At 73.0% G+C, this 12,768-nt stretch carries 13 protein-coding genes; 12 read left to right on the top strand and 1 reads right to left on the bottom strand.

The features are described 5' to 3' along the window. The first annotated feature begins 25 nt into the window (after positions 1-25). The 11 genes from ABD361_RS07630 to ABD361_RS07580 all read left to right on the top strand — a co-directional run bounded on the left by ABD361_RS07630 (position 26) and on the right by ABD361_RS07580 (position 10,332). Entirely contained in the window at positions 26-763 is a 738-nt protein-coding gene (locus ABD361_RS07630) for a thioesterase II family protein (protein ID WP_344434051.1), read from the top strand. A 35-nt stretch (positions 764-798) separates the two neighbouring features. Beyond that, entirely contained in the window at positions 799-1,041 is a 243-nt protein-coding gene (locus ABD361_RS07625; protein WP_344434050.1) for an MbtH family protein, read from the top strand. A 1-nt stretch (position 1,042) separates the two neighbouring features. Continuing rightward, complete coding sequence (locus ABD361_RS07620) at positions 1,043-2,254, top strand: cytochrome P450 (protein WP_344434049.1); 1,212 nt, start codon at positions 1,043-1,045, stop codon at positions 2,252-2,254. A 95-nt stretch (positions 2,255-2,349) separates the two neighbouring features. Further along, positions 2,350-2,802: a DNA-binding protein gene (locus ABD361_RS07615; protein ID WP_344434048.1), complete on the top strand. Its 453-nt coding sequence runs from the start codon at positions 2,350-2,352 to the stop codon at positions 2,800-2,802. Positions 2,803-2,804: 2 nt separating this feature from the next. Then, positions 2,805-3,815, top strand: a complete 1,011-nt coding sequence (locus tag ABD361_RS07610; protein WP_344434047.1) for an ATP-binding cassette domain-containing protein — start codon at positions 2,805-2,807, stop codon at positions 3,813-3,815. After that, entirely contained in the window at positions 3,812-4,639 is an 828-nt protein-coding gene (locus tag ABD361_RS07605) for an ABC transporter permease (RefSeq protein WP_344434046.1), read from the top strand. The genes ABD361_RS07610 and ABD361_RS07605 overlap by 4 nt, the downstream gene beginning before the upstream one ends. A gap of 188 nt (positions 4,640-4,827) precedes the next feature. After that, positions 4,828-5,994: a cytochrome P450 family protein gene (locus tag ABD361_RS07600; RefSeq protein ID WP_344434045.1), complete on the top strand. Its 1,167-nt coding sequence runs from the start codon at positions 4,828-4,830 to the stop codon at positions 5,992-5,994. A gap of 287 nt (positions 5,995-6,281) precedes the next feature. Next, positions 6,282-7,520 (top strand): nitric oxide synthase oxygenase, encoded by a 1,239-nt coding sequence (locus ABD361_RS07595; protein ID WP_344434044.1) that lies wholly within the window; start codon positions 6,282-6,284, stop codon positions 7,518-7,520. Further along, positions 7,498-8,685 (top strand): cytochrome P450, encoded by a 1,188-nt coding sequence (locus ABD361_RS07590; RefSeq protein ID WP_344434043.1) that lies wholly within the window; start codon positions 7,498-7,500, stop codon positions 8,683-8,685. The genes ABD361_RS07595 and ABD361_RS07590 overlap by 23 nt, the downstream gene beginning before the upstream one ends. Before the next feature lie 49 nt (positions 8,686-8,734). Next, positions 8,735-9,814 carry a tryptophan dimethylallyltransferase family protein gene (locus ABD361_RS07585; protein ID WP_344434042.1) on the top strand — a complete coding sequence of 360 codons (1,080 nt, stop codon included), beginning with the start codon at positions 8,735-8,737 and terminating at the stop codon, positions 9,812-9,814. A gap of 44 nt (positions 9,815-9,858) precedes the next feature. Further along, a complete protein-coding gene (locus tag ABD361_RS07580) occupies positions 9,859-10,332 on the top strand; it encodes a hypothetical protein (RefSeq protein WP_344434041.1) in 474 nt (157 codons plus the stop codon). 17 nt (positions 10,333-10,349) lie between these two features. Here ABD361_RS07580 and ABD361_RS07575 read toward each other — a convergent pair whose 3' ends face one another. Next, positions 10,350-11,240, bottom strand: coding sequence for an LLM class F420-dependent oxidoreductase (locus ABD361_RS07575; protein WP_344434039.1), 891 nt, complete (start codon positions 11,238-11,240; stop codon positions 10,350-10,352). 287 nt (positions 11,241-11,527) lie between these two features. On the opposite strand from ABD361_RS07575, the gene ABD361_RS07570 reads away from it, so the two are divergent. Then, the gene (locus ABD361_RS07570; RefSeq protein WP_344434037.1) at positions 11,528-12,709 is read left to right on the top strand and encodes a cytochrome P450; all 1,182 of its coding nucleotides are present in this window, start codon (positions 11,528-11,530) and stop codon (positions 12,707-12,709) included. The last annotated feature ends 59 nt before the right edge of the window (positions 12,710-12,768 follow it).

The following is a 12,768-nucleotide window of genomic DNA, read 5'->3' as shown; positions in this document are numbered from 1 at the left end:
CCTGGGGGGAAACAGCCGCTGGTTGATGTCCTTCCGCAGCGAACCGGCCGCATGCCCCCTGCGCCTGGTGTGCTTTCCGCACGCCGGCGGATCGGCAGGTTCCGTCTTCCCGCTCTCCGCCGCGGCACCACCGGAACTGGACGTGGTCGCCGTGCAGTACCCGGGCCGGCAGTGGCGCCGCTCGGAGGCGGCCGTCGGCGACCTGCACGGCCTGGCGCGGGGCGCCGCCGAGGCCGTGGCGGCGCTGCCGCCGGCCCCCACCGCCTTCCTCGGGCACAGCATGGGGGCGCTCGTCGCCTTCGAGACCGCGCGCCTGCTGGAGAGCCGCCACCCGGGCGGCGTGCTGCACCTGTTCGCCTCCGGCAGCCGGGCCCCCGCCCACCCGCGCGCCGAGGCCCGGCGCGGCACGTGGAGCGACGAGCAGATCGCCGCGGAAGTGCGGCGCCTGGGCGGCACGGACGCGGGGATGCTCCCGGACGACGAGGCCCTGCGGATGAACCTGCCCGCGCTGCGGGACGACTACCGGGCCCTGGCCGCGTACGCCTGCGCGCCCGGCGCGGCCACCGGCGTCCCCCTCACGGCGCTGGTCGGCCGGGAGGACCCCACCACCGGCCCCGACGACGCCGCGCGGTGGCGGGCGCACACCACGGCCGCGTTCGGCGGCGTGCACGTGTTTCCCGGCGGGCATTTCTATCTCGCCGCGCAGGCGGACGCCGTTGTGCGCCTGGTGATTGAACGCCTTGCCGCCGTACCGCGGCCGTGACAATGTCATGCCGGAAACGACAATGGGGAGGGACGATGGCCAATCCGTTCGAGGACGAGAACGCGTCCTACGTGGTGCTGATCAACGACGAACTCCAGCATTCCCTGTGGCCGAATGCGCTGGAGGTGCCCGGCGGCTGGCGCGTGGTGTTCGGCGAGGCGAGCCGGGCGGACTGCCTGGAATACGTCAACAAGAACTGGACCGACATGCGGCCCAAGAGCCTCGTCGACGCAATGGACGCCGCCGCGGCCGAGGCCGCCGACCGGCCGGGCACATGACGTGCCCGGCCGGGCACGCACCCTGAGCCTGCTGAGCCTGTTCGGCCCCGAGTGGGGCACCGACCCCTACCCGCTGTACCGGACGCTGCGCGAGCAGGGCCCCGTCCACTGGGACCGGTGGATGCGCAGCTGGCTGGTGCTGGGGCACGAGGAGATCACCCGCCTCTCCCGGGACGAACGGCTCACCGGCGCCCGCATCGAGGCGTTCTACGAGCAGCTGCCGGCCTCGGCGAAGTCGGAGATGTCGGCGCTGAGGGACGTGCTCTCGCGCATGATGCTCTTCAACGAGCCGCCCGAGCACACCCGGCTGCGCCGGCTGATCAAACCCGGACTGACCCCCCGCTTCATCCACGACATGCGGCCGCTGATCGAGGAGAAGGCCGACGAGCTGCTCGACCGCGCGCTCACCGGCGGCAGCCTGGACGTGATCCACGACTACTCCGAGCCGCTGACGCGGGAGGTCGTCGCACGGCTGGCCGGCGTGCCCGGGCACGGCATGCCGCTGCTGGAGAACTGGCAGGGCCTGCTGTTCGAGTTCTACACCCAGTCCGCCCGGCAGGTCCCGCGCATCCGGGCCCTGCGCGAGCTGTTCGACGAGGGGGCCCGGGCCCGCCACGACGGCAGCGGCACGGACCTGTTCAGCCGCCTGATCGCCGATCAGCTGCAGGGCGGGCGGTACACCGACGACGAGGTCTTCGCCAACTTCCTGCTGCTCATCGACGCCGGGCAGGCCACCACCACCCACATGATCGGCAACGCCGTCCTGGCGCTGCTGCGCCACCCCGACCAGCTGCACCTCCTGCGCGACAAGCCGGAACTGGCCGCGAACGCCGCGCACGAGTTCCTGCGGTACGACAGCTCGGTGCAGTTCACCAGCCGGGTCGCCCTGGCCGGCATCGAGCTGGCCGGCCACCGCATCGCGGCGGGGGACTCGGTGGCGCTGGTGCTGGGCGCGGGCAACCACGACCCGCGCCGGTACACCGACCCCGAGCGGCTGGACGTGACGCGCCGGGCGAGCGACCACCTGTCCTTCGGCCACGGCATCCACTACTGCCTGGGCGCGGCCCTGGCGCTCGCCGAGACCGAGATCGCCGTCGCCCGGCTGCTGGCGCGTACCGCGGACCTGCGCCTGGCCGAGGAGCCGGTACGGATCGAGAACGTCAACTTCCGCTTCCTCTCCCGGCTTCCGGTCCTGTGCACGCCCCTCGCCTGACCGTGCGAGGGCGCGTCACTCGAAACGGTATCTTCAATTCCGCGTTTTCAACGTCCCGTTGACAACGCGATGTTGGCGGCGCCACGATGCCGGACGTGGACAACCGCGAATCGACGAACACCCCGTTCCGGCCCGAGGATCCGGACCAGGCCCGGGCCCGGCGCGAACACCTGGCACTGGCCCGCATACGGGAGCGCTTCGGCGGCCTCGCCGAGGACGGGCAGGACCCCGCAGCGGGTCCCGGCCCGACCGCACAGGAGGCCGTGGCCCTGGTCAGCGCCCTGGCGGGCGGCAGGTCCGGGCCCGGCGGGGCGCCGGCGGTGGACACCACCGACCTGCTGGCCGCCCTGACCCTGCTGCCGCGCGCCCGCGCCGAACTGGACGCGCTGGAGGCGGGATTGATGTTCCTCGCCCGGGAAGCGGGCATGACCTGGGCCGAGATCGCCTTCGGCCTGGGCCTGCGCTCGGCCCAGGCCGCCCAGCAGCGCTGCGGCCGCTCCCTCGGCCGCAAGGACGACAGCCGCGACGACGACCGAACCCGAAGGTGACCGTGCGTACCGACCTTGCAGTGGAGACCAGCGGGCTGGTCAAGTCCTTCGGAAAGACCCGTGCCGTCGACGGGCTCGACCTGTCCGTCCCCGCCGGCGCCGTCTACGGGGTACTGGGACCCAACGGCGCGGGCAAGACCACCACGCTGCGGATCCTGGCCACCCTGCTGGCCCCCGACGCCGGCTCCGCCCGCGTCTTCGGCCACGACGTCGTGCGCGAGGCCGACGACGTGCGCCGCCGGGTGAGCCTGACCGGGCAGTTCGCCAGCGTCGACAACGAACTCAGCGGCGAGGAGAACCTCTTCCTGCTCGCCCGGCTGCTGGGCCACTCCGCCCAGGCCGCCCGGGCCCGCGCCCGCGACCTGCTGGAGGCCTTCGACCTCGCCGAGTCCGCCGACCGCCCCGCCCGCACCTACTCCGGCGGCATGCGCCGCCGGCTCGACGTGGCCGCCGGCCTGGTCGTGCGCCCCGAGCTGATGTTCCTCGACGAGCCCACCACCGGACTGGACCCGCGCAGCCGCAACCAGGTCTGGGAGATCATCCGGGCCGTCGTCCAGCGCGGCACCACCGTCCTGCTCACCACCCAGTACCTGGAGGAGGCCGACCACCTCGCCGACCGCGTCGCCGTCATCGACCACGGCAAGCTGGTCGCCGAAGGCGCCCCCGAGGACCTGAAGAAATCCGCCGGCAACGGCTCCCTGCGCGTCGAACTGCGCGACCCGCAGGACCTGGAGGACGCCACCCGCATCCTCACCTCCGCCCTCGGCGTGCCCGCCCGCCCCGGCGGCCCCACCCAGATCTCCGCCCGCGGCGCCGACCCGCACACCGTCGCCCGGGCCCTCGGCGTGCTGACCCAGTCCATCGACGTCGAGGACTTCTCCATGGACCGCCCCAGCCTCGACGAGGTCTTCCTCGCCCTCACCGGGCGCCCCGCGACGACCGAGGTCCCGCAGCAGCAGCCGGGCACCCCCCGCAACGGCAAGCACGGAAAAGCACACAGGGAGCCCCGATGACGACGGCCGCTCACCCCGCACCGGCGCGGCACACGCTCGACCAGGTCCTCGGCGAGGACGTGCGCCCCGCCCGCCCCGGAGCGCTGTCCTCCACGCTCACCCTGGGCTGGCGCGCCATGACCAAGATCAAGCGGTCGCCGGGGCAGATGTTCAACGCCACCATCACCCCGGTGATGTTCACCCTGATCTTCACCTACCTCTTCGGCGGGGCACTCGGCGGCAGCACCGGGGACTACCTGCAGTTCCTGCTGCCGGGCGTGCTCGTCCAGGGCGTGCTGTTCATCTCCACCCAGACCGGCGTCGCCCTGACCACCGACCTGCAGCAGGGCATCTTCGACCGCTTCAAGTCCCTGCCGATCTGGCGGCCCTCCCCGCTCACCGGCGCCCTCCTCGGCGACGTCGCGCGCTACCTGATCTCCTCCGTGGTCGTGGTGGCCGTCGGACTGGCCCTGGGCTTCCGGCCGCACGGCGGATTCACGGGCGTCGTCGCCGGCATCCTGCTCGTGGTGCTCTTCGGCTTCTGCGTCTCGTGGATCTGGACCCTGCTGGGCCTGGCCCTGCGCACCCCCCAGGGCGTCTCCGCCCTCGGCATGCTGATCCTGTCCCTGCTCACCTTCGCCAGCAACATCTTCGTCAGCCCCGGCACCATGCCCGGCTGGCTCAAGGCATTCGTGGACATCAATCCCGTCGGATTCGTCGTCACCGCCGCACGCCAGCTGATGAACGGCGACCACCCCGGCGAACTCGGCCCCGCCCTGATTTCCTGCGCCGTCCTGCTCCTGGTCTTCGTGCCGCTCAGCCTCCTGCGCTACCGCAAGAGCTGATAAACCCGCGCAGCGGGCGCACGGCATTCCCCCGAACATTGCTGCCCGTTCACGGGCCGGATAGCCTCGTCGGGCGAACGGAAATCCGCACCACCCGACCGAGAGGCACCGGCCCACGGGCCGGACATCGATGGGGGAATGCCGTGCTGCACAGCGCACCAGCCGGGAGCGGAATCCCGGAAATCTCCATGACCGACGCCGAGGTGCTGCGCGATCCCGTCGCCGCCTACGGACGAGCCCGGGAGGAATCCCCGGTGGTGCGGCTCGTGGCGCCCGGCTTCGGCGGCATCTGGGCGGTCACCCGCCACCACGACGCCAAGGCGCTCCTGAACGACCCCCGGTTCGCCATGACCGCCGACAGCTGGAACCAGCGCATACCCGACGACATCCGGCCCTACATGCTGACCATGTCCCACATGGACGGCCCCGAGCACACCCGGCTGCGCCGGCTGGCCCTGCCCGCCTTCGGCACCCGCCGCGCCGCCGAGCGCAGAGCGCTGGTCGAGCGCATCACCGACCGCCTCCTGGACGACCTGCCCGGCCACGCCGCGAACGGCACCGTCGATCTGCTGCAGCACTACGCCCGCCCGCTGCCCACCGCCGTCGTCGGCGCCGTCGTCGGCATCCCCGAGGACGAACGCCCCCGCTGGCGCGAGCACATCGCCGAGATCGGCGCCGGCGGCGCCCGCTACGACGCCGCCCTGCGCGCCGTCGTCGACGGCGCCCGCGCCGTCATCGCACTGCGCCGCAAGGAACCCGGCGACGACCTCGTCTCCGACCTGCTGCGCGCCCAGGCCGAGGACCCCGACCGGATCACCGACACCGAGATGATCACGATGGTCTGGCACACCGTCCTCGCCGGCCAGGACAACCTCGCCAACTTCATCGCCAACTCCGTCGTGGGCCTGCTCTCCCACCCCGACCAGCTCGCCGCCGTGCGCGCCGACCCCCACCTGATGCCGCGCGCCGTCGAGGAACTCATGCGCTGGCGCCCCCCGCTGCTGCTCACCGCCATCCGCTACGCCCGCGAGGACACCGACCTGTGCGGCGTGCCGGTGGCCAAGGGTGACTCCGTCGTCGCCGTCATCGCCAGCGCCAACCGCGACCCCAGGGCCTTCGCCGACCCCGACCGCCTCGATGTCACCCGCCCCGCCGGAACGGCCGTCCACTACGGCTTCGGCTACGGCCCGCACTACTGCATCGGCGGCTCCCTGGCCCTGCTGGAGGCCGAGGTCGCCCTCACCGCCCTGCTGCGCCGCCACCCCGGCCTCGCCCTCGCCGTGCCCCCGCAGGACGTACCGCGCCTGCCCAACCCCGGCAGCTGGCACCTGACGGCCCTGCCCGTCACTCTCTGAACCACCTTTCCGGGGCCGGGAATTCTTCACCGTAAAACAATGCCCGCGGTGCGGTCGCGGTGTTCAGAAACCTTCTTTGACACCCCGGAAAGGCCGGTCCTAGATTTGTGCGGCGCCGGGCGGTCCGACGGTCTTTCCACGGCGCGAAGCGTCCGGCATGAACGCGGACGAGGCGGAGGAGGTGAACCGCCATGCGCTACCTGCACTGATTCCGCGAGAAATGATGCGTCGCCGTGGCCCGGCACGATCGTGCCGGGCCACGGCTCCTCTCCTGGGGGTCGATCCGCATGACCAGGCCGGCCGGCAACGGGAATTCGGACACCGAGGCACAGGCCGAGGAATTCCTCCGGCTGTTCCACGCCGAGAACACCGTCCGCCGCCCCCTGGCCGACCGCCTGCGGCAGATCCGCGCCGAGATCGGCCGGCACGGCACCTACGCCCACACCCCCCACGAACTCGCCTTCGGCGCCCGCGTCGCCTGGCGCAACAGCAACCGCTGCATCGGCCGGCTGTACTGGCGCAGCCTGGTCGTCCGCGACCGCCGGCACCTGAGCACCCCCGACGCCCTGCACCAGGCCTGCGTCGAGCACCTGCACACCGCCTACAACGGCGGCCGCATCAGGCCCACCATCACCGTCTTCGCCCCCCAGCACCCCGACGGCAGCGGCCCGCGCATCCACAACCCCCAACTCGTCCGCTACGCCGGCCACCGCCACCCCGACGGGCACGTCACCGGCGACCGGGCCCACACCCTGCTGACCGACCACGCCCGCGCCCTGGGCTGGAGCGGCGGGAACGGCACCCCCTTCGACGTCCTGCCCCTGATCCTCCAGGGCCCCACCGGACCGCCCCGGCTGTACGACCTGCCCGCCGACGCCGTCCACGAAGTGCCCCTCGCCCACCCCGACCTCGCCTGGTTCGCCGGCCTGCACCTGCGCTGGCACGCCCTGCCCGTCATCTCCGACATGACCCTCGACATCGGCGGCGTCCGCTACCCCGCCGCCCCCTTCAACGGCTGGTACATGGGCACCGAGATCGGCGCCCGCAACCTCGTCGACGCCGACCGCTACGACCTGCTGCCCCTGATCGCCGACCGCATGGGCCTGGACACCACCGCCCCCCACACCCTCTGGAAGGACCGGGCCCTGGTCGAACTCAACGTCGCCGTCCTGTGGTCCTTCCGGCGCGCCGGCGTCACCATCAGCGACCACCACACCGAATCCGAGCGCTTCCTGCGCCACCTCACCCGCGAGGAGAAGGCCGGCCGGCAGGTCCCCGCCGACTGGTCGTGGATCGTGCCACCGCTCTCCGGCGGCATCACCCCCGTCTTCCACCGCTACTACGACGACGGCACCCCCCTGCCCGGCTTCACCCGCCCCGACAGCCGGCAACCACCCGCCGGCTGCCCCGCCCCCACCGGCGGCACGCCCCCGCACCGGCGGGCGGCACCCGTGCCCGTACCCGCCGCCGTGGGCACCACCGACCGAGACGACGGAGACAGCCGTGACCACGACGCCCGGCCTTGAGACGGCCGACCCGCTGTTCAACCCCCTCGACCCGGCGGTGCTCGCCGACCCCTACCCCGTCTACCGCACCCTGCGCGAGAGCGACCCCGTCCACTGGCACGAGCAGATCGACTCCTGGATCCTCACCCGCTACGCCGACTGCGCCACCGTCCTGCGCGACACCGACCTGTTCACCGCCGACTTCCGCCGCATCGGCATCCCCACCCCCGACACCCTGCTCAGCCTGCAGACCCTCGACCCGCCCGACCAGACCCCGCTGCGCCACCTCGCCCTCGGCGCCGTCCGCGCCCAGGACCTCGACGCCCTGGGCACCGAACTGGCCGCCCACGCCGACGTCCTCCTCGCCACCCTCACCCCGCGCGGGAGCTTCGACTTCGTCCGCGACTTCGCCGACCCCTTCACCCTCACGGCCATCACCCGCTTCCTGGGCACCGAACCCCCGGCCGCCGACGAGGAGTTCGCCCGCCGCAACGACGACCTCGACCACAGCATGGACGAGAGCCTCGACCCCGACGCCGCCGAACCCGGCAGGCAGGCCCGCGCACACTTCAACGACCTCGTACGCTCCTGGCTCGCCGACCCCGGCCCCGACGGCGTCCTGGCCCACGTCGTCGCCCACCTGCCCGGCTCCGGCGTCGCCGCCGACGACGTCCTCGTCAACTCCGTGCGCGCCTTCTTCCACGCCGGCTTCGAAGTGCCCAGCCGCTTCCTCGGCAACGCCGTCGCCGCCCTGCTCGCCACCCCCGGCGCCTGGCAGGCCCTGCGCGCCGGCGACATCCCGCTGGAGAGCGCCGTCGAGGAGCTCATCCGCCACGTCGGCCCCGTCCAGGCCCTCGCCCGCGCCTGCACCGCCGACACCGCCATCGGCGGCCGCACCGTCCGCAAGGGCCAGGTCGTCACCGCCCTCATCGGCGCCGCCAACCGCGACCCGCAGCAGTTCCCCGACCCCGACACCCTGCGGCTCGACCGCACCCCCAACCCGCACCTCGGCTTCGGCCGCGGCTCCCACTCCTGCCTCGGCCTCGGCCTCGCCCGCCTGGAGGCCCGCATCGTCCTCGCCGCCCTGCTGCGCCGCGGCACCTGGCGCCCGGCCGGAGCACCCGTCGTACGCCCCAACGGCACCCTGCGCGGCCTGGCCGCACTGCCCGTCGCCCTGGAGCACTGACCGACGCGCGCGCCCACGACCGGCGGCGCACCGAAGAGGGGGAGGACACGTGGACCGCTCACCAACGGCCCGGGCCGTCTGCACGGCCCGCCTGGTGAGGCTGTTGCGCGCGCTCGGCCTGACGGACCGGGCCGCGAGCTGCACCGCCGCCCTGCGGGCGATGACCGGATCCTGGGGCACCGCGACCGTCACCGGACTCGGCGAGTCCGACGTCTCCTCCGACGGCTCCCCCCTGGAGTTCGCCGTCGGCTTCGACGACACCCACCCCTCCCTGCAGTTCGCCGTCGAACCCCTCGCCCCCGGCGGCACCCCCGCCGACCGCGCGGCCGCCGCCCGGCACACCATGGCCGCCCTGGCCCGCCACCACGGCGCCTGCGCCGACCGCCACACGGCCGTCGCCGACCTCTTCCTGCCCGCCGACCCCGCCACCGACCCCGCCACCGACCACCTCGCCATGTACGGGGCCGAGGTCACCCGCGGCCGGCCCGTGCGGTTCAAGGTCTGGTTCTACCTCGCCGCCGACCACCCCCTCGAACGGTGCACCCGGGCACTGGACCGCCTCGGCCTGGGCGCCGCGCACCCCACCGTCGCCGCCCACGTCCAGCGCGACGAGCGCCGCGACCGGCCCTTCCTGTTCTCCCTCGACCTCGCCCCCGGCGCCGCCGCCCGCGTCAAGGTCTACTTCCGCCACTACGAGGCCGACACCAAATACATGGCCACGCTCATGGAGCCCTACCCCGGCTTCTCCGCCGACCCCGTCGCCGACTTCTGCACCACCCTCACCGACGGGCGCGACAGCCTCGCCGAACAGGCCCCCGCCACCTGCCTGACCTTCACCGGCACCGGCGGCCCCGCCGTCGCCGCCACCCTCTACCTGCCGATGTGGACCTACGCCCCGCACGACGAAGCCGTCCGGCAGCGCTTCCACCAGGTCCTGGCCACCACCGGACGGAGCGCCGAACTGTACGACCGCGTCCTGCGCGAGGCCGCCGCCCGGCCCCTGGACGGCGCCCGCGGCATCCACAACTACATCGCCTGGCGCCCCGGCCGGCTACGGCCCCGCCTGAAGGTCTACCTCTCGCCCGAACTGCGCCACACCGACCCCGCCGCCCGCTACGCCCTCGACTAGCGGGGCCCTCGAATAGCGGGCCGGCACCTGCCATACTCGGGCGGATGTATGAGCCCGTCGTCGAAGCGTGGATGCGCTACTCGGTGCTCCTGACCGGCACGGCCGCGGGCCAGGACCCCGACGCCGGCGCCGTCGCCGAGATCCACACCCGGTTCGGCCAGCTGGACATGCTCCTCGCCAAGGTCGTCGACGCCCTCGACCCCGCCTCCTGGGGCGACGAACCCGCCGGCCACAAACGCTTCCTGGACGCCTGGGACTGGGCCGCGGTCTACACCGACGCCTTCTACTTCTTCGCCTGGCGCACCCTCGACCTGCTCAACGGCGTCGACGGACCCGGCTTCCCCCACCTGCCGCCCGTCGAGCCCGCGGGCCTGACGACCGTACGCGACGCCATGCTCCGCCACCCCGAACGGCAGGCGGACTACTACCGCCACGCCATGGAGTTGCGCGACGAGGCCCTGGAACGCATCCGTGCCGCGATCACCGCCCTGGAGGACGGCGACCGCGGCACGCAGTGACGGCCGGGCCCCGGCCCCTACCGGAGCCGCTCGATCACCGAGGCGAACGCCTCCATCCACGGCTCCAGCACCACGATGTAACTGAACCCGAACCGCTTGCGGTGCTCCACCAACTGCCCGGCGATCTCCTCCGCCGTCCCCAGCAGCCAGCTCGGCGACGCCAGCAACTGCTCCGGGCTGAAGTGCGCCAGCGGATGCCTCGACCACTCCTCGGCCGCCGCCCGCCGGTCCTCGGTCAGCACCACCTGCTGCACCAGCAGGTTCAGCTCCACCGCCGCCGCCCGCTGCCCCAGGTGCCCGCGGACGAAGTCCACCCGCGCCGCCAGCTGCTCCGGGCTCGCCAGCTGCGGATTGCCCTCGCGCCGCTGCACGATGCCGGTGAACCCGATGACGTCCGCGTGCTCCGCCGCCAGCCGCAGCACCCGGTCCCCGTTGCCCGCCACCAGCAGCGGCGGACCGCCCTGCTGCACCGGACGCGGGCCGAACTGCGGATCGGCGAACAGCCGGCGCAGCTCCCGTACCGTGCCCTCCAGCTGATCCACCCGCTCCCGCGCCGGCGGGAACGGCACCCGGCCCGGGACCGTGCCCTCCCGGATCGCCCCGGCCGACAGGCCGACCTCCAGCCGGCCGTCGGTCAGCAGGTCCGTCGTGGCCACCTCGCGGGCGAGCAACGCCGGGTTGTGGAAGGCGGCGTTGAGGACGAACGAGGCCACGCGCACGTGCCGCGTCGCCTCGGCCGCCGCCACCAGGGCGGGAAACGGGGCCGGCGCGCCCAGGTGATCGGGCACCGCCACGACGTCGAAGCCGAGGTCCTCGGCCTTGCGTGCTTTCGCGGCCCATTCGCCTCGCGCAGCGGGGGAGACCAGGGCGACACCGAATCGGAATGAACGGTTCTCGAAAGCGGTCATGGCACCGGACGTTAGCACCGAAGCAGTGCCGTGACTGCCCTGGCATTCAAGGAAAAATTCCGCCTCCTTTTCGCCTCAGGATGCGTCAGCAGTACGGGACTTGACACCCGGCGACGACTGATCGAGGCTCGATTCCGCATGCCCACGGCCGGTTCCACCGCCCACCGCGAAAAGACGCGCTGCCGGCGACCCGGACCGTCACGGATGGCCCGTCGTCATGTGCAGAGGGGACCCTCGTGCAACCTGATCACGGAAACACCGGCAACACCGGAACTACCACGGAACCCTTGCCGTCCTACGCGCTCGACGGCGGCACCTCCCTGCTCGCCCGGCTGCGCACCCTGCGCGACCGGCACCCCGTCCACCAGGACCCCGCCACCGGCGCCTGGTCCGTCCTGCGGTACGAGGACGTCGCCGCCGCCGGCTCCGACTGGAGCACCTTCTCCGCCGAACTGTGGCGCGCCTACCCCGAGGAATGGGGCAAGGGCGACGCCTGGAGCCAGGGTCGGCTCACGGAAATGGACCCGCCCCGCCACCGCCTGCTGCGCACCCTCATCGGCAAGGCCTTCACCGCCCGCACCGTCGCCGCCCTGGCCCCCGGCATCGAGCGCACCGTCACCGGCCTCCTCGACGCCGTCGCCGACCGCGACGAGATCGACCTCGCCCGCGACCTCGCCGACCCCCTGCCCGTCACCGTCATCGCCGACCTCATCGGCCTGCCGTCCCAGGACCACGCGCTCTTCCGCGGCTGGGCCGACGGCCTGCTCTCCTTCGAGGCCGGCGACCTGCAGGGCGAGGACCTCGTCAAGGCCATCGACGCCGCCGGCGCCGAACTGATCGCCTACCTGCGCGAGCACTACCGCAGACGCCGCGCGCACCCGCGCGACGACCTCTTCAGCCGGCTCGCCACCGCCGAGGTCGAGGGCCGCACCCTCACCGAGGACGAAGTCGTCAACCTCGGCAAACTCCTCCTCGTCGGCGGCCACGTCACCACCGCCTGCTCCCTCGGCAGCCTGGTGCAGTCCCTGCTGGAACACCCCACCGCACTCGCCGAGGTGCGCGCCGACCCGGCCCTCGTCCCCGCCGCCGTCGAGGAAGCCGCCCGCCACCGCCCCGCGGTTCTCACCAGCCTGCGCCTGACCACCCGCGAGACCACGCTGAGCGGCGTCACCATTCCCGCCCGCCAGTTCGTCTCCCTCTCCCTGCTCTCCGCCAACCACGACGAACGCCGGTTCACCGACCCCGACCGCTTCGACATCCACCGCACACCCAACCAGCACCTCGGATTCGGCCAGGGAATTCACTACTGTCTCGGCGCACCACTGGCCCGTCTGGAGATCGCCACCGCCCTCACCGGGCTCCTGCGGCGATTCACCTCCATGGAACGCACCGACGCCCCGCTGCGCTATTACCGGAATCCGAGCATTGCCGGACTCAAGGAGTTCCCGGTCGCCGTACGACGCGCCTGACCGGACCGCCCCGGGCACCGCCCTCGCCATTCCCGTTCCACGCCATGTGTTCCTCACCA

This window comes from Streptomyces luteosporeus (assembly GCF_039532865.1).
In the GTDB taxonomy this organism is placed as follows: domain Bacteria; phylum Actinomycetota; class Actinomycetes; order Streptomycetales; family Streptomycetaceae; genus Streptomyces; species Streptomyces luteosporeus.
This window is presented reverse-complemented; position numbering and strand designations above follow the sequence as displayed.